The organism is Nostoc sp. NZL (genome assembly GCF_015714705.1).
GTDB classification, from domain to species: domain Bacteria; phylum Cyanobacteriota; class Cyanobacteriia; order Cyanobacteriales; family Nostocaceae; genus Nostoc; species Nostoc foliaceum_A.
On record NZ_WBKL01000173.1, the window covers coordinates 67888 to 90945 of the forward strand.

A 23058-nucleotide genomic window follows, 5' to 3' on the forward strand; every position below is an offset into this window, starting at 1 on the left:
TATTAATTTTGAATTTTGAATTTTGAATTCGGAGCGAAGCGACGTGACACTCCCCAACCCTGGCAGCGTTTTGGCTACATTAACTGAACTTACTCAAGTTAATCGTACTCACGCCCTACTGCGTCGTGTTAAAGACTTATCTGTTAATGAATTTGTTTGCTTACTCGACTTTATAACCGCTGAGTTCCAGCAATTTCTTAGAGCCATTGAACTGATCAATAATGAAGCTCTAGAAACTATGTTGGAGAAAGTGTTAGAAGCTATCACACTCAAAATTGGTCAAATCCTGCAAGCAGAACACACAGCCATTTTTTTAGTTGACTATGATAAAGGTCAATTGTGGTCAAAAGTTCCCCAAGATAATACCCAAAAATTCTTAGAAATTCGTACTCCCATCACAGTCGGTATCCCCGGTCATGTTGCTAGTACAGGTCAATATCTAAATATATCTGAAACTTATACTCATCCCCTATTTAGCCCAGAACTTGAAAAACAAATGGGCTACAAAATCCGCAATATTTTATGTATGCCTGTTATCAGTAGCAAAAACCAGACTGTCGCGGTAGTGCAACTGGCTAATAAAACCGGGAATGTTCCGTTTAATTCTGATGATGAAGAACGGTTTCGAGACTTTGCTGCTTCTATTGGTATTATTCTGGAAAGTTGCCAATCTTTTTATGTAGCAGCTCGCAATCAACGAGGCGCAACGGCTTTGTTGCGGGCAACTCAGACGCTAGGGCAAAGTCTCGATTTAGAAGCAACTTTGCAGATAGTCATGGAGCAAGCTCGAATTTTAATGCAAGCAGACCGCAGCACACTGTTTTTATATCGTAAGGAGATGAGCGAACTCTGGACAAAAGTGGCAGCGGCGGCAGATGGCACAAACTTGATAGAAATTCGCATTCCTGCTAACCGTGGCATTGCTGGCTATGTGGCTTCCACAGGTGAAGCCTTAAATATTTCTGATGCCTATAAAGACCCCCGCTTTGACCCGACTACAGATAGAAAAACTGGGTATGTCACTCGCAATATCCTGTGTTTGCCAGTATTTAATTCTGCAAATGAATTAATTGGGGTTACACAATTAATTAATAAGCAACAAAACAGTTTTACTGCTTCTGATGAAGAGTTTATGCGGGCTTTTAATATCCAGGCAGGAGTTGCTTTAGAAAATGCCCGCCTCTTTGAAAATGTGCTGTTAGAAAAGCAGTATCAAAAAGACATTTTACAAAGTCTTTCAGATGCTGTAATTTCTACAGATATGGCAGGACGAATTGTCACGATTAATGATGCGGCCCTGGAGTTACTAGGTTGTCCTATAAAAGACGTTAATAACAAGAACAACAAGCTTTTGTGGGAACAAAATTTGATTGGTCGCCTAGTTTGGGAAGTTGTGCCAATTGAAAATCTTCAAATGCGGCTAGAAGATAGTTTAAAAACTGGAGCTAAACATTATGTGCCAGAGCAAACTTTGATAGTGGGAGTTTCTCAAGTTAAGAGTGAGGAGTTAGGAGTTAAAAGTGAAACTCAACAATCGAAATTTAGGAATCAAGATTCAATCTTAGCAGTGCGCGATCGCACTAATCCCAATGTTTTCATTCCCTGGAATCTACCCCTCACTCCCCAATCTGAGTTTCTCACCGCTGATGAGGTGCAAAAATTAGAACGCAGTACGAATCTCACTGTTAATCCCCTAACTAACCCAGAAGGCGGTGTCAGAGGTGGTTTAGTAGTGCTGGAAGACATCAGCCAGGAAAAACGGATGAAAACTACCATGTCCCGCTACCTAACGCCTCATGTAGCCGAACAAGTCATGGCTCTGGGGGAAGATGCTTTGATGGTGGGTGAGCGTAAGGAAGTAACTATCTTATTTTCTGATATCCGAGGCTACACAACACTTACAGAAAATCTTGGTGCAGCTGAAGTGGTATTGCTGCTCAATCAGTATTTTGAAACAATGGTGGAGGCGGTTTTTAACTACGAAGGCACTCTCGATAAATTTATTGGTGATGCCTTAATGGCAGTATTTGGTGCACCGCTACCGCTGACAGAAAATCATGCTTGGAGGGCTGTACAGTCAGCGTTAGATATGCGACAACGCTTAGAGGAATTTAACCAGCGACGAATTATCCAGGCCCAGCCACAAATTCGTATTGGTATTGGGATTAGTTCTGGGGAAGTGGTTTCGGGTAATATTGGTTCCCGCAAAAGGATGGATTACACCGTAATTGGAGATGGCGTAAATTTGAGTTCGCGTTTGGAAGCAGTAACTAAGGATTATGGTTGTGATATTCTTTTAAGTGAATTTACTTACCAGCTCTGTAGCGATCGCATTTGGGTGCGCCAGTTAGATAAAATCCGAGTCAAAGGGAAACACCAGGCAGTTAATATCTACGAGTTAATTGGCGATCGGAATACTCCTCTAGATGCCAAAACCCAAGAGTTTTTATTCCACTATCATACTGGACGCGCTGCTTATTTATCGCGCAACTTCTCACAAGCGATCGCCTGTTTTGAAGCCGCCAAATGCATCCAACCCCAAGACCAAGCTGTTGATATCCACCTAGAACGTGCGCGTAATTATCAACAAACGCCGCCCCCAGAATTGTGGGATGGTGTCTGGGCAATGCTTACTAAGTAGTTTTGAGTCAAAGAGTTAGGAGTTATCAGTCCCTGTATCTTTGCGTCTCCACTTTAACCTTGAACCTCCCCCTGGTCATCCTGAAATGGGTCTTCACCAATTTTTAGCTCTTTTTTTGAGCGCTTCAACTGTTTCCATAGATCCTTTATTTGTTCGTAAGCTTCACCTGGAGGTAGTTTTCCACCTGTTTCTAGGTTGCAAATGTAGCTTACTCGTTGAGCAAATTCCTGTAGATTTGCATTAAAAACCAAGTTTTCTGGCTTTACCTGACCGTAGTAGCGACCACGAGGATAGAGAAAATCATCCTTGTTCACTATTTTGTTCTCCAATTTATTCAACTCTCCTTCTGTTTTGAATCTCTGAAGCTGAATCACTAGCTAACCTAATCTTTCTTTTGTCAGACTGGGGAAATCAAATCATCCAACTCCTTTTCCAATTACTGATGCAGGAATTGGTTGATTCAGATTTTGAGACTAGAAGATGAAGCTTGAAATAGTTTTGTTGTAAATGTTACAAAACAAGTTTCTGTTAAAGTAACTCAAGAGAATATTTGATTATCCTCCCAGTTGTTAATTTATCTCATCTTAAGTTATGCACCTCAAATTGTAGTTAACTTCAGTCGAAACCCTGAATTAGAAGTTATTAAAACACATCCGTATATTCTTGTAATTGTTTTTGCAAAAATAATCACAAATTTTTACAGGTGAAACTACTGAGGTCAACATACTATGCACCAAAGCTAATTGTCGTCTGTTAAAAGTTAGAGATTTAGTTGTGAATCTTTAGCAGCTTTCTACTGACGATTAACCCAAAAGAGGCAATGGAGAAAGAAGTGGGGTATCCTGAGGGAAAATCTTTCCTCTCTGCACCTCTGCCCAATTACCCGCGTCCTTAGATCCTCTTAAATAATCACCAATGGCTAATAGTTAATAACTAAAGATAAAATGGTGAAGCCTCAAAGGACAACTTTTGTCCATCGCCTAAAACTTTACCTGCCACCATGTCTGTTAATTCCAAGTTATACGAAGGCAAAGCAAAAATTCTCTATACAACGGACGATCCCGAAGTCTTGTTGGCCGATTTTAAAGACGATGCCACGGCGTTTAACGCCCAAAAGCGTGGCAGTATTCAAGGGAAAGGAGAAATTAATTGTAGCATTTCCAGCCAGCTTTTTAAACAGTTGGAGGCAAATGGTATAAAGACTCACTTTATTGACAGCCCTACCCCGAATCAGATGCGGGTTAAAGCAGTAAAGATTTTACCCTTAGAAGTAGTTATCAGAAATATTGCTGCTGGCAGTCTGTGTCAGCAAACAGGGTTATCAGTGGGTACAATTCTGAAACAGCCTTTGGTTGAGTTTTATTACAAAAACGATCAGTTAGGAGATCCTTTGTTGACACGCGATCGCCTGTACCTGCTAGAACTAGCTACTGCGGAACAAGTAGACGCAATTACACATCTAGCATTGCAAATCAACGAATTTCTCAATAACTTTTGGCAGCGGTGCGGCATTACCCTAGTAGATTTCAAACTAGAGTTTGGTTTGGACTCACAACAGCAGTTGCTCTTGGCAGACGAAATTAGCCCCGACACCTGCCGTTTGTGGGATACCGCAGAAGAGGACTCAAATCGGCGAGTAATGGACAAAGATCGCTTTCGCCGAGACTTAGGAAATGTAGAGGATGCCTACCAGGAGGTTTTACAAAGAGTGCTAAAAGCAGTAGAAACTACAAATTAAACAGGTAAAAACCAAAAGGTAAGAAGGAATTATATTTGCCTTTTGCCTTTTGCCTTTTGCCTTGTAAAGTAAAAAAGCAAAAGAAAAAAATTATGTTTTGAGTTTTACCTTTGGCATGAGGGCATTATTGCCTTGTGATGGTGTGTGTGTGGTCGTGAAGAGGAATCATAAGTAAAATGCGTTTATCTCCCGTATTGCTGGCAGTAGTAGCAATTGCAGCCCCTTTGGGCGGTTCATTGAGTGCAAATGCAGAAACCGCCAACAGTTCAAAACAGACAACAGAAGTTTTGACACTAGAAACAAATCAGCAGCCAGAAAAGGACACTGGTCAGGTTGACTCTAGTAAAATTATAGAATCTCGACCTAATTCCACAGGGGTTATGGAGGCGGATAAATCGCGCATTGTCGCAGTTTACCCTGCCAATCCAGCAGCGATGCCTGCGGCGGGCTACGCCTACGCGGCACCAGAAGTAATAGTGCCAACCTCCACAACGGCAACAACGGCACAAACCTCTCAAATAGATCCTAGCCCTACTCAACAGCCGTCTCCCGCTCCAGACATTCCACCGCCAGAAATTCAACAACCAACGCCTTCCCCAACTCTTGAGACTACTCCAGTCCCAGAAAATGTCAATCCACCAACAACGGAACCTTTATTACCTACAACTCCCGAACCATCTACCGCTCCTGATCTTCCATTCCCAGATGGTCAACAACGAACACCTGCCCCAAGCCCAGGCGCTACTCCCAGTCCCCAGAATATTAACCCGGCAACAACTCCGGGAGACACTCAACCCAACGCAGCCCCAGAAGCTAATGACCCCCGCGTACTGGTATCGGAAGTAGTAGTTAAATCGCAAGCTGGGCAATTACCACCAGAATTGGAAGACCAAGTTTACAGAGTAATTCGTACCCAACCAGGGCGAACGACAACCCGCAGCCAACTGCAAGAAGATATTAACGCCATCTTTGGTACTGGCTTCTTCTCCAATGTTCAAGCAGCGCCAGAAGATACCCCTTTGGGAGTGCGGGTGAGCTTTGTTGTACAGCCTAACCCCGTCCTGAGCAAAGTTGAAGTGCAAGCCAATCCTGGCACTGGTGTTGCCTCCGTACTCCCAGCTAATACAGTGGATGAAGTATTTCGGGAGCAGTATGGCAAAATCCTCAACTTGCGTGACTTGCAGGAAGGCATCAAGCAGTTAAACAAACGGTATCAAGACCAAGGTTATGTGCTAGCTAACGTGATTGGAGCGCCACAAGTCTCTGAAAACGGAGTTGTTACCTTACAAGTAGCAGAAGGTGTAGTAGAAAACATTAGAGTCCGGTTCCGCAATAAAGATGGTCAAGAGACAGACGAGAAGGGACAACCAATTCGGGGACGGACACAGGATTACATCATTACACGAGAATTGGAGTTGAAGCCAGGACAAGTTTTCAATCGCAATACAGTGCAAAAAGACCTACAGCGCGTGTATGGACTAGGACTGTTTGAAGATGTGAATGTGTCCCTTGACCCTGGTACTGACCCCAGCAAAGTGGATGTAGTAGTGAATGTAGCTGAACGCAGCAGTGGTTCTATTGCAGCTGGAGCAGGGATTAGTTCTGCTAGCGGGCTTTTCGGAACAGTTAGCTATCAACAGCAAAACCTGAACGGTAGGAACCAAAAACTGGGAGCGGAAGTACAAGTGGGAGAACGGGAACTGCTGTTTGACGTGCGGTTTACAGACCCCTGGATTGCGGGAGATCCTTACCGGACTTCCTACACAACCAATCTTTTTCGCCGGAGTTCCATTTCGTTGATCTTTGATGGCAAAGATCAAGATATTAGGACATTTCAAGAGGGGCAAACAGATGAAGGCGATCGCCCCCGCATTCTCCGTCTAGGTGGCGGTGTCACCTTTACCCGTCCCCTTTCCGCTAATCCTTACCAAAGTTCAGTATGGACAGCCTCAGCCGGCTTCCAGTATCAAAGAGTTTCCGCCCGTGATGCCGATGGTAACCTCAGAAGAACAGGAGCGGTTTTTGACGATAATGGGAACCGTACCAGCGGCGAAATTCCACTTAGCTTCTCTGGTTCAGGTGAAGACGATTTAGTGCTATTGCAACTAGGTGCACAGCGCGATCTCCGTAATAACCCTTTACAACCTACTAGCGGTTCTTATCTCCGCTTCGGTGTAGATCAGTCGGTGCCTATAGGACAAGGCAACATTTTACTTACCAGATTGCGGGGTAGCTACAGCCAATATTTACCCGTCCAATTGATTAGCCTCAGCAAAGGCGCACAAACCTTAGCATTTAATCTGCAAGCAGGAACCATCCTCGGTGACTTGCCTCCCTACGAAGCCTTTACCATTGGTGGCAGCAACTCTGTTCGCGGTTATGAAGAAGGAGCATTAGGTAGTGGACGCTCTTATGTGCAAGCATCAGTTGAGTATCGGTTCCCAGTTTTTTCAGTAGTCAGCGGCGCACTATTTTTTGATATTGGCAGTGACCTGGGAACTAGTACCCAGGCAGCTGAAGTGCTTAATAAGAACGGGAGTGGCTACGGCTATGGTCTCGGTGTTCGCGTCCAGTCTCCACTGGGGCCTATTCGTATTGACTACGGTATCAACGATGATGGTGATAGCCGGATTAATTTCGGTATTGGCGAAAGGTTTTAATTTGTCATTAGTCATTAGTCATTGGTCATTGGTGAATAACAAAGGACAAAGGACTAATGACAATTCTCTTTTCCTAATTAGCTTGCTAATTTTTACATTTACCTCAATACTGTTCCGATAAAGGGTTTAATGACATTTTTAGGGGAGTATCAGGGATTCTACCAAAACAGACTATGAACAATACTAAACGACATATATTGACTTTTCGGCTATGCAACAGCACACTATAGCAGCCGAAATCATCCAAGTAGGGGTGGGACTGCATAGCGGTGTGAGTACCCAGGTGCGGATACTACCAGCTGAGGCGGGAAGTGGACGCTACTTTGTGCGGGTGGATTTACCGGATTTGCCGATCATTCCAGCGCAAGTTACGGCAGTTAGCCACACTGTTCTCTCAACTCAGTTGGGTAAGGCTGAGATATCTGTTCGCACAGTAGAGCATTTATTGGCAGCACTTTCGGGTCTGGGTGTGGATAATGCCCGGATTGAAATTGATGGTCCAGAAGTCCCACTTTTAGATGGTTCAGCAAGTGTCTGGACAGCCAATATTGCCCAAGTTGGCTTAGTATCACAACCCGTTAACAACCAAGCCCCCTTGGTTGTTATAGAACCAATATGGGTCTATCAAGGGGATGCATTTGTATGTGCCCTCCCAGCACCAGAAACCCGCTTTAGTTATGGTATTGATTTTGACCTGCCCGCCATTGGTAATCAATGGCACAGTTGGTCACTAACCGCTGAAGTAGGAAAAGCTTCTGCTAGCTTTGCTGGGGAAATTGCTCCTGCCCGTACTTTTGGGTTATTGCATCAAATTGAACACTTACAAAAAACAGGGTTAATAAAAGGTGGCAGCTTAGATAATGCACTCGTTTGTGGGCCAGAAGGCTGGCTAAATCCACCATTGAGATTTGCAAATGAGCCAGTCCGTCATAAAATCTTGGATTTAGTAGGAGATTTAAGTTTACTAGGAACTTTTCCTCGTGCTCATTTCTTGGCGTATAAAGCTAGTCACAATTTACACATTCAACTAGCTCAAAGAATTTTAGATTTGGGATTTTAGATTTTGGATTAGAACTAAAGCTTAAAATCTAGGATTATCAAGGCTTTGGATATACGCCTGCCTATTTAACTTTAAAATGAAAAATCAACTACACGGCCAATGTCAATCCTCACTGAAGTGAATACCATCGATACAACTACATCTACCGAACCACAGGCTATAAATGAGACTACAATCAGTTCTGAGATTAAAACAACTTTTACATCTGAAGAAATTCAGAAATTGCTACCCCACCGCTACCCATTTTTACTTGTAGACAAAATAATTGACTACGTTCCAGGTGAAAAAGCTGTTGGTGTCAAAAATGTCACTATCAATGAACCCCATTTTCAGGGGCATTTCCCTGAACGCCCACTGATGCCAGGGGTGCTAATTGTCGAGGCAATGGCACAAGTTGGGGGCATTGTGCTAACTCAAATGTCTTCGGTAGAAGGCGGGCTGTTCGTCTTCGCTGGTATCGATAAAGTTCGTTTTCGCCGCCAGGTTGTACCGGGGGATCAACTAGTCATGACAGTGGAACTGTTATGGGTAAAACAACGTCGTTTCGGTAAGATGCAAGGTCGTGCCGAAGTTGACGGTCAACTTGCTTGTGAAGGGGAATTAATGTTTTCCCTAGTTAACTAAAAGTTTGCTTTCGTGGTATGGCATAGCCGTGAAATGCCCCTTCTGAATCCTGAAAGGGATAACAGTTAAAAAAATCCACAACAGCATCTGATAATTTCTTGATTTTCGACGCCCTCTTTACGAAACGCACTCGCAAACACACTTAACTTGCTTTGCCCGACACTTTCGTTCACTGAAATACTTCACGCTCTACCAGTCGCCTCGATAGGACGGCAGTCTGTACAACTCTCTTAAGCAGAGTAACACCCTGCCTCAGAAACCTACCTGGCGCTGACTTATCAAGACAGTTCTGGAGATTCACCCTTGAAAACGCTAATTCATCCAACTGCTGTAATTCATCCAAAATCGGAACTCCACCATACAGTGCAAGTCGGTGCCTATGCTGTGATTGGAGCGCATGTCAAAGTGGGCCCTGAAACAATAATCGGCGCTCATGCAGTGCTAGAGGGGCCTTGTGAAATTGGGGCGCAAAATCAGATTTTTACAGGTGCAGCCATCGGCATGGAACCCCAGGATCTCAAGTTTGTAGGAGAACCAACCTGGGTCAAAATTGGTGATAATAACTTGATTCGTGAGTACGTTACTATTAACCGCGCTACCGGTGCTGGTGAAGCAACGGTGATTGGCGATGGTAACTTACTAATGGCTTATGTCCATGTGGCTCATAACTGCGTGATTGAAGACCAGGTTGTGATTGCTAACTCTGTAGCGTTAGCAGGCCATGTCCATATAGAATCACGCGCTAGGCTGAGTGGGGTTTTAGGTGTCCATCAATTTGTGCATATCGGTAGACACGCAATGGTGGGAGGTATGGCACGGATTGACCGGGATGTGGCCCCATATATGCTAGTCGAGGGAAATCCAGCGCGGGTGCGAACCCTCAACCTTGTCGGACTCAAACGGTCTGGTATGGACTCAGCAGATTTGCAAACGCTGAAAAAAGCCTTCCGTATTCTCTACCGTTCTGATTTGTCCTTTAAGGATTCTTTGGAAGAACTGGAAATGTTAGGGGATAGCGAAGACTTACAACATCTGCGCCGCTTCCTGCTACTTTCTCAGATGCCAGGAAGGCGTGGCTTGATTCCTGGTAAGGGGAAAAAGGGCGCGAGTGATGAATCGTGAATTATGAGTTAGGAGTTATGAGTTAGGAGTTGATGAATTGAATTTTTCACTCCTCACTCTTAACTCCTCACTTCTAACTATTCATTCCTAAGTTTTTACTAATTACCAATTATCAAATGCGGATATTTATCAGCACTGGCGAAGTATCTGGCGATTTACAAGGATCGCTGCTAATTACAGCGCTGAAGCGTCAAGCTGTGGCGATTGGGTTGGACTTAGAGATTGTGGCGCTGGGTGGCGAAAAAATGGTAGAGGCTGGGGCAATTCTGCTGGGCAATACCAGTAGTATTGGCTCAATGGGTATTTTAGAAGGGCTACCTTATGTTTTACCAACTCTCCAAGTGCAACGACAAGCGATCGCTTCCCTAAAACAAAATCCACCGGATTTAGTGGTGCTGATCGATTATATGACTCCCAATCTGGAAATTGGGACTTACATGAAACGGCAGTTACCAGATGTACCTGTAGTGTATTACATTGCTCCCCAAGAGTGGGCTTGGTCATTAAGTTTGCGTAGAACTAACCGGATTGTTGGTTTTACAGACAAGCTGTTGGCAATTTTTCCACAGGAAGCCCGTTATTTCCGCGAGCAAGGGGCAAAAGTTAGTTGGGTAGGACATCCTTTGGTTGACCGAATGCAAGACGCTCCCAGTCGCCAAGCAGCCCGTGTAATGCTGGGGATTGCACCAGAACAAATTGCGATCGCACTCCTCCCCGCTTCTCGCCGCCAAGAACTAAAATATCTTTTACCAATTATTTTTCAAGCCGCCCAAACTATTCAAGCTAAATTACCTGAAGTTCATTTCTGGATACCCCTATCGCTGGAAGCCTATAGACAGCCAATTGAGGAGGCTATTGAGAGTTATGGTTTGCGGGCTACAGTCCTTTCCGGTCAACAAAAGGAAGTTTTTGCTGCGGCTGATTTAGCCATTAGCAAATCTGGTACTGTCAACCTGGAGCTTGCTCTGTTGAATGTGCCGCAAGTTGTAGTTTACCGCCTAAGTCGCTTGACTGCTTGGATAGCTCGTAAAATCCTCAAAGGTTCTATAGCCTTTGCATCGCCACCCAATTTAGTAGTGATGAAGTCGATTGTGCCAGAATTTTTACAAGAGCAAGCCACACCAGAGAATATTATCCAAGCAGCGATGGAACTGCTACTCAATCCCAGTCGCAGAGAGCAAACTTTAGCAGATTATCAGGAAATGCGGCAAAGTTTAGGAGAAATTGGCGTGTGCGATCGCGCTGCTCAAGAAATTTTGCAAATGCGACCAAATAATTCGTAGTTCGTAATTCGTAATTCGTAATTAAAAATGGAGAATCAATCAGTTTATTTATGAGTAAAATTAAGTGCAAAGTATCTGTTTTTGCCGCAACCCGTATTTCTGCGATAATTACGAATTACGAATTAGAAATTACGAATTAGATAGGGGTGTCATGGCTTATGAGATGAAAAAACAAAGAGCGATCGCAGTTGACTTATTCGCTGGCGCGGGCGGTATGACTCTTGGCTTTGAGCAAGCTGGTTTTGATGTGCTAGCGTCTGTGGAAATTGACCCCATCCACTGTGCAACACATGAGTTTAACTTCCCTTTTTGCTCAGTGTTATGTAAAAGTGTCGTGGATACAACCGGGGAAGAAATTAGGAATCGTTCTAAGATTGGCGATCGCGAAATTGATGTAGTAATTTGTGGCTCACCATGTCAAGGATTTTCCCTAATTGGTAAACGGGCTGTTGACGATCCTCGAAACTCTTTGGTATTTCACTTTCATCGACTGGTTTTTGAGCTAAATCCGAAATTCTTTGTGATGGAAAATGTCCGAGGAATCACAGTTGGCGAACATAAACAAATTCTCCAAACATTAATTAGCGAGTTTAGAATTCACGGCTATAACGTAGAAGAAAATTACCAAATTCTCAACGCTGCAAATTACGGAGTACCACAGTCACGTGAGAGATTATTTCTCATAGGTGCAAGGGAGGACGTAGAGTTACCACAATATCCTTTGCCGATTACTAAACAAGCATTACCAAATAATTTAAATTCCAAAAAAATATCTGATTTACCATTGAGTCCTACAGTATGGGATGCAATTGGAGATTTACCTGAAATAGAAAAATATCCAGAGTTACTAACAACAGATTGGGTTGTAGCAGAATACGAAAAGCCTAGTAACTATGCTCTTGTACTTCGCGGTATCAAATACCTAGACAATGATTATTCTTACAAACGTGAATATGATTTGCGAATACTTTCTTCAAGTTTAAGAACAAAACATTCGGCGGAAACTATTAAACGTTTTCAGGATACTCAACAAGGTGAGAGAGAAAAAATTAGTCGTTTTTATAAGCTGCATCCTGCTGGTGTCTGTAATACTTTAAGAGCCGGAACAGATAAGTATAGGGGTTCTTTTACATCTCCTAGACCGATTCATCCATCTACACCCCGTTGTATTACAGTCAGGGAAGCGGCGAGATTGCATTCTTACCCCGATTGGTTTAGATTTCATGTAACCAAATGGCACGGATTTCGGCAAGTTGGTAACTCTGTACCACCTTTACTAGCAAAGGCTGTGGCGACAGAAATTATTCGTAATTTGAATATTTCGCCTTTTAAGCCGAGTTTGCGATACAAGTTGGGAGAGGAGAAGCTATTACAATTTAATATGTCGCAAGCGGCACAATATTATCAGTGTGACTAGTATGAATACACTTTGTAATATGTGCAAGGTTGGGCTAAGTCCAAGCACGGAAAAATGTACTATCTTCCCAGATGTTAGCAGTCCGTTGTGCGATCGCTGTTAATTCTTCCTTTTTAAGAGGCACAAAAGCCCGCGCTATCTTGACATTATTCTCTAATTGTGAAACTGTCTCTGCGGCAATTACACAACAATGAACTCCAGGCTGAGACATTGTGTAACCTAAAGCTTGCTCCATACCTGCCAATCCACCTGATTTAAACAGCCGCCCATAAGCGGGGACTTTCATCGCAATCACACCGACATTTTTTTCTTTAGCAACTGGTAGAACTACCGGGATAAATGGACGTGGGTGGTGTTTGTCGGCGGCATTCACAGGAATCAGTGTAGTGTGGAAAGGATAGCGACGTAACCCTTCGGCAATTATTTGAGGGTCGTGATGTCCGGTAATACCTGCAAATCGCACCAATTTTTGTTGTATGGCTTCTTCTAAAGCTTTAATTGCGCCAGATGGACTAAAGATGGTGTCGAGTTCTTCAGAAAAAGAGACGTGATGCAACTGCCACAAATCGAGATAATCTGTATTGAGACGTTTCAGCGATCGCTCTAATTCTCGCCATGCACCATCCCGATCTCTTTGATCAGTCTTGCTTGCTAGAAACAGTTTTGAGCGATGGGGTGGTAGCACTTTGCCTAAATAATCTTCACTCGGCCCATAACTAGCGGCTGTATCAAAATAGCGAATGCCAAGTTCTAGCGCTCTTTGAATAATTGCCACAGCATCACCCTCTTTTCCTTCCCAGGATAGCGGCGTTTGTCCTGCTCCTCCTAAACCAAAGATAGGGAGTTTTACTTCCGTGCGTCCCAGTAACCGTTCTGGCATAGCTGCTGGCGGTGTTGCGATGTTGATAGTATTTTGCTGTAAGGCATTAGTTGCCACAATACCGCTAGTCACAGCAATGCTGGTAATTAGGAAATTACGCCGCGTTTTTCCTTCTGTCATGATTGGCTTCGGGAGCGAAATTACTTTTATTCTCAAATTTTAGCTAGGGGGGACTAACTGGATATCCTTCTAAAGCATAGATCCATCACATTTCATCAGGATAGGTAAAAATAAGAGCGATGTCTACGACGGGCTACGCCTACGCGCTCACAAATTGTCTATAAACTCTTCTGGTGTGACTCTTGCTTGCTTCAGAACACCACTGAGTGTACCAACTTTTAACTCGCGGTGTAGTGGTACAACACAAACAATTTCTCCTTCGAGAGTTGTTTTTTTTAGTACAACATGACTACCAGTTTGTCTAGTTTGAATAAATTCTAAACGCTCTAATGCACGAATTGCCTCACTACCTGATATTCTTGGCAATCTAGGCATAGCTGACTTCTATACTTGTTACAAATCTCGGACTAGTATCAGTGTCAAGTAAAGGACATTCTTCTAGATATAGCCTTGTAGCTTCTTTAAGATTAGCGAGAGCTTCTTCAATTGTTTCACCTTGGTCAACCGTGCCAACTTCAGGACATTCAGCAACATACATATCTTCTTCTTTGTGAAGAATGGCAGTTAATGTTTTAGTCTTCATAGGGTTTTATTTTGATAAAGATAGTCGAGCGAGCGCACTCATTTTTCTAGTTTAGCTTTGAGGTGCGATCGCATTACTTGGTATCGACGGCATTTTTTTCAGCGTAGTTTAGATTTTTCTGATATTCTATAATTTTTTGTTGAGCTACTACATAATTTTGGCTAGAAGATGGCACGGCTTTCATAAGTGCGATCGCAGCTTCCCACTGACTCACAACTGTCTTCCACTCATCTGGAGATTTTGCTGATTGAGTAAGGTTAGCTGCATTAATTGCTTTACTTACCGCATCTGGGAATGTATCAGTTGGAAGTAAAACAATAGGCGATTCTGAAGTCACTGGTGAGGGTGTAACTAATACAGGCTTTGATGGTATTTGTGTTGAACTTTTAGAAGTTGATCTGAGTATTTCTGAAAATCCTGAAGAAAAATATATTCCTAGAGATATTGAAAATATTATAAAAATGAACAACAACTTTTTATTTAAATTACGATCCTTATGTCGAGGCTCGATAATTGTATTTTGTCCCTTATTCGATAAAATATTTGATTTTATTTTATGTAAACCCATTTCCCCGCGCAATCTATTGACTTCTTTCTCTGTATCTAAATTAATGTTTGATTCGCTGGGATCTTTTTTTTCGTTGCCAGAATAAGCAGATATTATTCGGTGTCTTACCAAATATTCAATTTGATAAATCAGTGCCCCAGTAGAAATATAGAATAGCCCGAACATTAATATTACATTATTAATATTTTCTAGTTGTGTATGGTATTCAAGGTGTCTGTCGTAGTTAGGATTAAATAATGGTACAAGTATTATAGAAAATAAAAATGATATTAATGTAGAAATTATAATTACAAGCCAAGCGTACAATCCTTCCCACCAACTCATTATTCCTGGTAATAATCCTTGTGTTCTACCTATTTCGGGTGCCTTGAATTTCTGAGAAAAACCGACTAATAAGTAAGTGTAAGCAGTGATGAGTCCAAGAAATTATCGGAATTGGAGATAAGATTAACAATATTGTAAATATAAAAAATAATTCCGGGCTGTGTACAAAATATATGATGTCATAACCTAGCTTTCCAGTATTTTGAACTATAAATATAATGACTCTCATAAATAGAGTCATTATCAATGCTTTTAACCAAGAGCTAGGATAAGGAAACCATAAAGGCCAATAAAACTTTTGTAATTTTTGCCTAACAACTTCCTGATTATTTGGCTGCATCATAACCTAATAAATGCAAAAAATAAATTATTGTCTATCTTATGATTCCCCATTTACAGCTATAAACAACATTATCAGAAATTTTATATTCCTATATTTAAAAATTAGTGAAATTTATTATGCCTTTTGCGAACAAGCCAATTTTAGATTCATTGTCTATATTGTTACGTAATATAAATTAAACCCTAACGTTCCTTTGTAATTACAGAGCTACCATTAGTAATGCTTACTTTTTGAATAAAAACGTCGGTACAAGAGGATAAAATATCAGTGCTGATTTGATTGGCAATAAATTCAAAATCTTGGTTTGTTAATCCCTGTACAGTATCACCACTTAAGTTAATACAAATAGTTAGAGTTTGAGGATTACTAGAAGACTGCTCATTATCTACTGGTTCTAAATAAACTTCTGCTATGCCCAAATCAAATTCTTTACTCCAAGCTGGAAACTCTTTACCAGTTTGTTGCCCATAAACTTTCACTATCTCAACAGATGCAGCCCCTAAAGCTGTTAACCCTTTGCGGATAAATGGAACTAAAATTTGCTGATTTGGTACTTGGACAGATTCTAGTATTACCTCTAAACAAGTATCTTTAAAGGCAACTGTTGCAGTGATCCCTTTGGCGTGTAGGTGGCGGTTCATTAGAGATGCGATCGCCTGGGAATCTCCCTGTCTTGCAAGTTTTAGAATATTTGGCTGTGTCATAACCAGTAAAAGAAAAACTCTGGGAAAATAAACTTATATTCTCAGGATTCCCTCTTGACAGCCTGAAGTAACATTATGATGCAAGATATCAACTAAGCTGGGCTAAAATGTCTACTATAAAGATAGTCTTTCACGGACTTTTGCAAAAATTATATTTTCTCTGTCTTGAAATCAAAAACTAGTGTTTTTGTGCTTGCCAAATTAACAGGATTAATATTAATCAGTTTAATTCCAATTTGAAATATGAAGTTTTATCGAGATTATGCTTGGCCCTCGACGCTAGAAGAAGCCATAGTTATCCAAGAAAAGCTGCGAGATCAAGTAATTACTGAGGATCAACTGCAAGAACCTATTCAGTACGTCGCTGGAGTGGATATGGGTTTTGAAGCTGATGGAACAATTAGCCGTGCAGCTGTCGCAGTACTGAGTTTTCCTGATTTGCAAATAATCGAGACAAGCCTAGCACACCGTCCTACAACCTTTCCTTATGTTCCTGGGTTCCTCTCATTTCGGGAAATTCCAGCCGTTCTTGATGCCCTGGAAAAGATTAAAACAATACCAGATATCATTCTGTGTGATGGTCAGGGAATTGCCCATCCCCGGAGATTAGGTATAGCTAGCCATTTGGGGTTACTTATAGATATGCCAACAATTGGTGTAGCCAAGTCCAGGTTGATAGGTAAGCATGAGGAATTGGCAGAAACCAAAGGCAGCACGCAACCACTGATATATAACGGTGAAACCATTGGGGTGGTTTTGCGATCGCGCACAGGAGTAAAACCTCTATACATCTCCAGTGGTCATCGAATTAGTTTACCGACAGCAATTGACTATGTATTACGCTGCACGCCCAAATATCGGCTGCCAGAAACTACACGCATTGCTGATAAATTAGCATCGGCAAAATAAAGCTTGTTGAAGTTTTTTCTAAATACTTGCTTGCACCTACTCAATCGTGTTAGGAATCGCACAGGAAGATGTTGAAATAGCTAAATACGATTTACGAAGTTAGAACAATGAACACACTAACTTTACAGTGGCATGATGCTGGTCAAGATAAAACTCAGAACATTTACGAACAACAGCCAAGTCAAAATCATGGTACTGTTCGTATCGGTCGTGACCCTCTCCGGTGCGATATTGTTCTGAGTCACCCCACTGTCTCCGGTCTGCACGTTGAAATATTTTTTCATCACCAGCAACAGCGCTTTTATATCAGAAATTTGCGATCGCAAAATCCCCCCCTTATCGATGGACGGCAATTAGTCCAAGGTGAAATGCCTTTAACTCAGGGCACTAGTATCTCTTTGGGACAAATAAAACTCAACGTTACTAGCGTTTCCACGGGTAGCATTCCAGCAACAATTTTGCTGCCACCCCATCCACCCGTAAATATCGAACATCACCACCATCCACCAATACCCCCCGCACCACTGCCCGGAGTTTATGGCTTAGAATGCCCCAAATGTCATAAAGTTTCCCCAGGAGAGAATCTACAAATTGGCTGTCATTGGTGTGGGACATCTTTAGCTGCGGCTGTGAGTGTATTAGTAGCACCGAGTAGTTGAGGAAAAGGGCAGGGGAGCAGGGGAGCAGAGGGGAATAACTAATGACAAATAACTTACAAATCCAATTGAGTTGGGACGATCCAGCGACGGGTGAACGGCGAGAACCAAGGTTGAATATGCCGATCGCTTTTGGTCGAGAATTCGCTCGTTTACCTGCTGAACTCAGGGGAGTGCGGGTTTCTAGGATGCTGCTTAACAGTAACGAAGTATCTCGCTACCATGCCCTAATTGACTGGGAACAAGACCATCTGGTGGTGATTGACCAAGGCAGCGTTAACGGTGTATATGTCAACGGTCAACCACAAACGCGTAGTGTTCTGGCTAATGGCGATACGTTACAAATTGGCCCCTATGTGATCACAGTGACATTTGCTGTTAACGTATCCGCACCAGATACCAGCCCTCCTTCAACGATTCATTTCAACGCAAATACCAATCACCCAGACCCCAGCTTGCCTGTAGTCCAGCCGCTAACGCCCGTGGCAAGTAATTTCCCGCCATTAGCGTTTCAGGCACAAAATGTCGCTGTGCAAGCACTTCATGCTACGGGACTGCCAGTGGATGAATCTGATTATCTAGCGATCGGGGCGGGACTGGGTAGCTTCGTTTGGGCTGATTTGCTGCGAATTAGTGGTGTGCGTGCTGACAAAATTATGGCTTTGGGATTAGAGGCCGAGCCTTATGCTCGTTATAAGCGCCTGTGTCTGAATTCGCAAATTCCCTTATATGAAAGACTGCGTTCTAATTCTGACTCTTGTCCTGATAATATTTGGGGCTGGCCTAGTTATGCCTTGCGTGAGGCTTGGCACGATTGCAGCAAGGGACAGATGAAATCAGCATTCAAGTATTTGTGGCAAGTGTTTGCTGAACCAACATTTGCGGAAACTTATACTCCCCGTGCGGGTAATGTTTTTGATTCCATAGATAGGGAGGCAAAGCGTATTGGCTGGAATCAAATTTATCGCTATGGGCGAGTTAGGGGAATTCGCAAAACTGATGATGGCAGGTATTGTGTAGCCTATTCTCGCGCCCCAGGAAATTATGCTTTTTTAGTTAGTCGTTATTTACATTTAGCTACTGGATATCCAGCAATTCAGTTTCTTCCAGATTTGCAAGCTTATAGAGAAAAATATCAAGACTTTAAATCTGTAGTCAATGCTTATGAGGCACACGATCATGTTTATGAGCAACTAGAGCGACAAGGTGGGACGGTATTGATTCGTGGGCGGGGAATTGTGGCTTCGCGGATTATTCAACGCATTTACGAAGCTAGAAAGCGAAATCGGAATATTGCAGTTTTGCATTTAATGCGATCGCCTAAACCTCAAGGCAACAAATTTCAAAATACCCAGCGCCTAGTCAAAAATCATTACGAATTTCAACCCTTTAACTGGCCGAAAGCCTGTTGGGGCGGCGAACTCCGGGCAATGTTAGAAAAAGCCACCCCCGATGAACGCAAACGTTTATTAGCAGACTGGGGTGGAACTACCACCGCCGACCGCCACGACTGGCAGCAAATTACTGCCCAAGGGATAAGCGAAGGCTGGTATCAAATTACCTTTGGTGAGGTTCTGGATGTGGAACGAGATGCCCAAAACCGTACTATTACACATATCAGAGAACAAAGCTTTGGGGAAATGAAATTGCTAGCTGATTTTATTGTTGATGCTACTGGACTGGATGCCAAAGTAGATGCCAATCCTCTAATAGCGGATTTGGTGAAACATTACAACCTCCCAGTGAATCACTTGGGGAGATTGACTGTAGCGAACAATTTTGAATTAGTAGAAATGCGTAGTGGGAACGGTCAAATGTATGCTGCTGGAGCTATTACTTTAGGTGGCCCTTATGCCGCCGTTGATAGTTTTTTGGGCTTGCAATATGCTGCATTAGTCGCCGTTGATGGACTCGCCGCCATCCGTGCACCTGGAGTTCATCATTTGAATACTATAAGTTCTTTTAGGCAGTGGTTGAAGTGGGTGTTAAATCAGTCACCTTAGTATAAGGAGGCAGTAGAAATAGAGTATTTATCTGGCTGTTTTGAGTAGCAAATCCCAACTTCGAGGATAAAAGGTGCAACGTCGAGGATAAAAGGTTCAACGTCGAAGTTCAAAGGTTCAACGACAACCATCCCCATGTCGGCATAAGCATGAACAATCTCGCATCACTCTAGGATTCTACAGGACGCTACAGTGAAGCTGAACCTCTGTATCTGCAAGCTTTGGTAATTTTTGAGCAGACTTTAGGTGTAGGTCATCCCTATACAATCACGGTTCGGGGAAATTATGAAAGGTTTTTAAGAGGAGCATATCGCTAACGATCGCCTCCGGCACGCTACGTGATCGCACCTTTTCTGGCAAAATCACACTAAATTGATGCCACACAACAGTTGTAGTCCAAACTGTAGCAGCGATCTTCCCCTCATAATCAAAGTACAGTAAAGAATAGAGCGTAGGCATAGCCCGTCGTAGACATCGCTTTGCGGTTTCAAATTCCAGAAGCCGAATTTGAGGATAAATTTATGCGAACAGTACCAATCCAATTACTAGAAACAGTATTTTCAGCACTTCGTAAAAATCCTGAAGAATTTATCCAAGAAATGCGAATTGCCGCAGCAGTTAAATGGGATGAATTAGGCGACATATCACAAGCAAAAGCAGGAGAAATTGCTGGTCTAACTCGTGCTGAATTTATTAATGCCTTATCACGCTACCAAGTAGATTTTATGCAATATACTGCCCAAGAGTTAGCCCAGGAACTGGCAAATGCCGATTAATCGTGTAATTATTAACTCTTCACCTTTGATTGTTCTTTTAAAAAGTCAGCAAGCACAATTACTTCCACAATTATTCACAGAAATTTTAGTTCCATTCAGTGTTTTTGAAGAAGTCACAACAAAAGATGATGTGGCATCAACACAATTACCCAGTATTTCTTGGATACAAACAGTAGAAGTTAATACTATTGCTCCTGTTGTAGCAGCTTGGGATTTAGGAAAGGGAGAATCACAAGTATTGAGTTTGGCACTAAAAAATTCAGACTGTGCCGCTATTGTTGACGATAGAGCAGCACGGCGTTGTGGTCAAGCTTTAGGTATTACTACTATCAGAACAGGAGGCTTGCTGATATTAGCAAAAAGACGTGGACTAATCCCAAGCATATCTCCTGGAATTCAAGCTTTGCGTGACGCTGGTTTGTGGTTATCCGATAGTTTGGTCAATTTGCTTAAACAACAAGCAGGAGAATAGCGAGCGTCATAACCCATCGTAGACATCGCATAGCCATTGTTGAGTACAAAACTCGAAATTTGAGGTTCAAAGCCTCAAATAACCATGCCTAACGGCAAGCCACTGCTTTTAAATGTTTTTATGTAAATGGTATTTCTACCCCAAAGAGAGGAGATTTCCAAATCGAGAGAAAGTAGAATTAAAAATAAAGTTCACAAGCTGTTTATGAAATGGGCTAATTTTCTAGCCAAAGAAGCTGCTAAGAATGGCTTATCTATAGAGCAAACGGCAGCTTTTGCAAAGTATTTTAAGATTGAAAACTTAGGTAAAAGTGAAGCTAAACTTGCCAGCGAATTAAACCTTGATGTTGCTGCTTTCAGAAAGTGGATTAGTGAGATATATGACAAGTTTGCCCAGAATTATCCTGAATTAGCAACTTCCAACAGTCAGGACAAACTAGAAAAGTTACGAGCTTACCTGAGTGCAAAATATAATAGCGAATTAGATGTCCTCAAACCATTGGCGGCGATGAAATTATTAAAATTGCTGGTGGGAAAGGAACGACTGCAACAAGAACCTTGGGTTGCAAGAAGAATTTGTGAATTTTTAGGATATTTACCTTTAGCGTTAGAGTTAGTGGGAGGATATCTGGATAAAATGCCAGAATTGCCTCTGAAAACACTGCTGAAGCGGCTAGAGAAGAAACGAGTGGAACATGAAACAGTAGTCAATGCTAACTCATTGATGCCTTGTGAATACGGTGTAGCTGAAGCTTTTGAATTAAATTGGGAACTGTTAGATGAAAATGCACAAAGCTTTGGCTGTTTGCTAAGTTTGTGTGCCTTAGCTGACATTCCCTTATCTGTTGAGATAATACAAGATGACAAAAAACAAGAACTCAATGAGAAAGCTATAGCCGATTTACTGGAATTACATTTACTACAACAGAAAAGTAAAGGAATTTATCGTCTAAATCCATTGATTCGACAACTTTTACAAATGAAGTTGGATAAATCAAGTGAGGCGGATAAAGCAAAAACTAACTTTGCAGTGATGATGTTAGAGGTAGCAAAGCTAATTCCGCAACAGCCTAACCCTGAAGATATTCTCCACCTCACTCCACATATTCCACATATTACAGAAGTTGCAACCCATCTATTCCAGTATCTCAGTGATGAAAATCGAATTATTCTGTTTACCAAATTAGCCTGGTTTTATCAAGCCCAAGGACTTTATCAGCAAGCAGAACCTTGGTTGCAGCAGTGTGTAGAACTGACTCAAAATCGTCTTGATTTAGAATATTCCTATGTGACTGCTAGTCTGAACAATTTAGCACGACTCTACGAATCTACAGGACGCTACAGCGAAGCTGAACCTTTGTATCAGCAAGCTTTAGAACTGAGTAAACGCCTGCTGGGAGATAACCATCTTGATGTCGCTACTAGCCTGAATAATTTAGCACAACTTTACGATTCTATGAGACGTTACAGCGAAGCCGAACCGCTGTATCAACACGCTTTAGAGTTGAGAAAACAGCTACTGGGAGAAGAACATCCCGATGTCGCCACTACCCTGAGCTATTTAGCATTACTCTACGAATCTACAGGACGCTATAGCGAAGCCGAACCTTTGTATAAGCAAGCTTTAGAACTGTGGAAACGTCTAGTGGGAGAAGAACATCCTCATGTTGCCACTACCCTGAATAATTTAGCAGCGTTGTACTGTTATACAGGACGCTACAGCAAAGCCGAACCCTTGCTTAAAAAAGCTTTAGAATTGAGAAAACGCTTGCTGGGAGACAACCATCTTGATGTTGCCACTAGCCTGAACAATTTAGCACAACTCTACGAATCTACAAGACGCTACAGCAAAGCCGAACCCTTGTACAAGCAAGCTTTAGAACTGAGTCAACGCCTGCTGGGAGACAACCATCCCGATGTCGCTATTGGCCTTAACAATCTCGCAGCACTCTACCGTCATACAAGACGCTATAGGAAAGCCAAACCCTTGTTTGAGCAAGCTTTGAAAATTTGTGAACAAACTTTAGGTGTCAGTCATCCTACTACTATGACGATTCGGGCAAATTATGCCAGCTTTTTAAGAGAAACATATCATTAGCGATTGCCTCCGGCACGCTACGCGAACGCTGGGCATAATTCGTAATTCGTAATTCGTAATTCGTAATTCGTAATTCGT

At 42.4% G+C, this 23058-nt stretch carries 21 protein-coding genes and 1 pseudogene; 15 read left to right on the forward strand and 7 right to left on the reverse strand.

Annotated features, from left to right (window positions below; genetic code table 11):
- The first annotated feature begins 43 nt into the window (after positions 1-43).
- Positions 44-2641, forward strand: coding sequence for a GAF domain-containing protein (locus tag F8R90_RS26340; RefSeq protein ID WP_196513125.1), 2598 nt, complete (start codon positions 44-46; stop codon positions 2639-2641).
- 53 nt (positions 2642-2694) lie between these two features.
- Here the strand turns inward: F8R90_RS26340 and F8R90_RS26345 are convergent, their stop codons facing one another.
- Positions 2695-2970: a DUF7219 family protein gene (locus F8R90_RS26345; RefSeq protein ID WP_190894593.1), complete on the reverse strand. Its 276-nt coding sequence runs from the start codon at positions 2968-2970 to the stop codon at positions 2695-2697.
- Between the two features lie 671 nt (positions 2971-3641).
- On the opposite strand from F8R90_RS26345, the gene purC reads away from it, so the two are divergent.
- The 7 genes from purC to F8R90_RS26380 all read left to right on the forward strand — a co-directional run bounded on the left by purC (position 3642) and on the right by F8R90_RS26380 (position 12545).
- Positions 3642-4379, forward strand: a complete 738-nt coding sequence (gene purC, locus F8R90_RS26350; RefSeq protein WP_196513126.1) for a phosphoribosylaminoimidazolesuccinocarboxamide synthase — start codon at positions 3642-3644, stop codon at positions 4377-4379.
- A 176-nt stretch (positions 4380-4555) separates the two neighbouring features.
- Positions 4556-7039 carry a BamA/TamA family outer membrane protein gene (locus F8R90_RS26355; RefSeq protein ID WP_196513127.1) on the forward strand — a complete coding sequence of 828 codons (2484 nt, stop codon included), beginning with the start codon at positions 4556-4558 and terminating at the stop codon, positions 7037-7039.
- A 211-nt stretch (positions 7040-7250) separates the two neighbouring features.
- On the forward strand, positions 7251-8099 hold the full coding sequence (gene lpxC, locus F8R90_RS26360) for a UDP-3-O-acyl-N-acetylglucosamine deacetylase (protein ID WP_196513128.1): 849 nt from the start codon (positions 7251-7253) through the stop codon (positions 8097-8099).
- A 99-nt stretch (positions 8100-8198) separates the two neighbouring features.
- Entirely contained in the window at positions 8199-8723 is a 525-nt protein-coding gene (gene fabZ, locus F8R90_RS26365; RefSeq protein WP_196513129.1) for a 3-hydroxyacyl-ACP dehydratase FabZ, read from the forward strand.
- 303 nt (positions 8724-9026) lie between these two features.
- Complete coding sequence (gene lpxA / locus F8R90_RS26370) at positions 9027-9845, forward strand: acyl-ACP--UDP-N-acetylglucosamine O-acyltransferase (RefSeq protein ID WP_196513130.1); 819 nt, start codon at positions 9027-9029, stop codon at positions 9843-9845.
- Positions 9846-9961: 116 nt separating this feature from the next.
- Positions 9962-11128: a lipid-A-disaccharide synthase gene (lpxB, locus tag F8R90_RS26375; RefSeq protein WP_196513131.1), complete on the forward strand. Its 1167-nt coding sequence runs from the start codon at positions 9962-9964 to the stop codon at positions 11126-11128.
- 151 nt (positions 11129-11279) lie between these two features.
- On the forward strand, positions 11280-12545 hold the full coding sequence (locus tag F8R90_RS26380) for a DNA cytosine methyltransferase (protein ID WP_196513149.1): 1266 nt from the start codon (positions 11280-11282) through the stop codon (positions 12543-12545).
- A 34-nt stretch (positions 12546-12579) separates the two neighbouring features.
- Here F8R90_RS26380 and F8R90_RS26385 read toward each other — a convergent pair whose 3' ends face one another.
- The 5 genes from F8R90_RS26385 to F8R90_RS26405 form a co-directional block, all read right to left on the reverse strand.
- Positions 12580-13545 carry an aldo/keto reductase gene (locus tag F8R90_RS26385; RefSeq protein WP_196513132.1) on the reverse strand — a complete coding sequence of 322 codons (966 nt, stop codon included), beginning with the start codon at positions 13543-13545 and terminating at the stop codon, positions 12580-12582.
- A 147-nt stretch (positions 13546-13692) separates the two neighbouring features.
- Positions 13693-13920 carry a type II toxin-antitoxin system HicA family toxin gene (locus tag F8R90_RS26390; protein WP_196513133.1) on the reverse strand — a complete coding sequence of 76 codons (228 nt, stop codon included), beginning with the start codon at positions 13918-13920 and terminating at the stop codon, positions 13693-13695.
- Positions 13913-14128, reverse strand: a complete 216-nt coding sequence (locus tag F8R90_RS26395) for a type II toxin-antitoxin system HicB family antitoxin (protein ID WP_194045281.1) — start codon at positions 14126-14128, stop codon at positions 13913-13915. Before F8R90_RS26395 ends, F8R90_RS26390 begins: the two co-directional genes overlap by 8 nt.
- A 73-nt stretch (positions 14129-14201) precedes the next feature.
- Positions 14202-15020: a hypothetical protein gene (locus F8R90_RS26400; RefSeq protein ID WP_196513134.1), complete on the reverse strand. Its 819-nt coding sequence runs from the start codon at positions 15018-15020 to the stop codon at positions 14202-14204.
- Positions 15021-15545: 525 nt separating this feature from the next.
- Positions 15546-16067, reverse strand: a complete 522-nt coding sequence (locus F8R90_RS26405) for a hypothetical protein (RefSeq protein ID WP_196513135.1) — start codon at positions 16065-16067, stop codon at positions 15546-15548.
- Between the two features lie 243 nt (positions 16068-16310).
- Here F8R90_RS26405 and nfi point away from each other — a divergent pair, with 243 nt between their 5' ends.
- From nfi to F8R90_RS33940, 4 genes and pseudogenes are all read left to right on the forward strand, one after another.
- On the forward strand, positions 16311-16976 hold the full coding sequence (gene nfi, locus F8R90_RS26410; protein WP_196513136.1) for a deoxyribonuclease V: 666 nt from the start codon (positions 16311-16313) through the stop codon (positions 16974-16976).
- 107 nt (positions 16977-17083) lie between these two features.
- Entirely contained in the window at positions 17084-17635 is a 552-nt protein-coding gene (locus F8R90_RS26415; protein WP_196513137.1) for an FHA domain-containing protein, read from the forward strand.
- A gap of 41 nt (positions 17636-17676) precedes the next feature.
- The gene (locus F8R90_RS26420; protein ID WP_196513138.1) at positions 17677-19635 is read left to right on the forward strand and encodes an FHA domain-containing protein; all 1959 of its coding nucleotides are present in this window, start codon (positions 17677-17679) and stop codon (positions 19633-19635) included.
- Between the two features lie 191 nt (positions 19636-19826).
- Positions 19827-19952, forward strand: a pseudogene (locus tag F8R90_RS33940) (hypothetical protein); the annotation flags it as partial.
- On the opposite strand, the gene F8R90_RS26425 reads toward F8R90_RS33940, so the two are convergent.
- On the reverse strand, positions 19903-20094 hold the full coding sequence (locus F8R90_RS26425) for a hypothetical protein (protein WP_196513139.1): 192 nt from the start codon (positions 20092-20094) through the stop codon (positions 19903-19905). The pseudogene F8R90_RS33940 and the gene F8R90_RS26425 sit on opposite strands and share 50 nt — an antisense overlap.
- 62 nt (positions 20095-20156) lie before the next feature.
- Here F8R90_RS26425 and F8R90_RS26430 point away from each other — a divergent pair, with 62 nt between their 5' ends.
- The 3 genes from F8R90_RS26430 (at position 20157) to F8R90_RS26440 (ending at position 22980) form a co-directional block, all read left to right on the forward strand.
- Positions 20157-20411, forward strand: coding sequence for a UPF0175 family protein (locus tag F8R90_RS26430; RefSeq protein ID WP_196513140.1), 255 nt, complete (start codon positions 20157-20159; stop codon positions 20409-20411).
- Positions 20401-20883: a DUF3368 domain-containing protein gene (locus tag F8R90_RS26435; RefSeq protein ID WP_196513141.1), complete on the forward strand. Its 483-nt coding sequence runs from the start codon at positions 20401-20403 to the stop codon at positions 20881-20883. Before F8R90_RS26430 ends, F8R90_RS26435 begins: the two co-directional genes overlap by 11 nt.
- A gap of 204 nt (positions 20884-21087) precedes the next feature.
- Positions 21088-22980, forward strand: a complete 1893-nt coding sequence (locus F8R90_RS26440) for a tetratricopeptide repeat protein (RefSeq protein ID WP_196513142.1) — start codon at positions 21088-21090, stop codon at positions 22978-22980.
- Positions 22981-23058 lie beyond the last annotated feature (78 nt).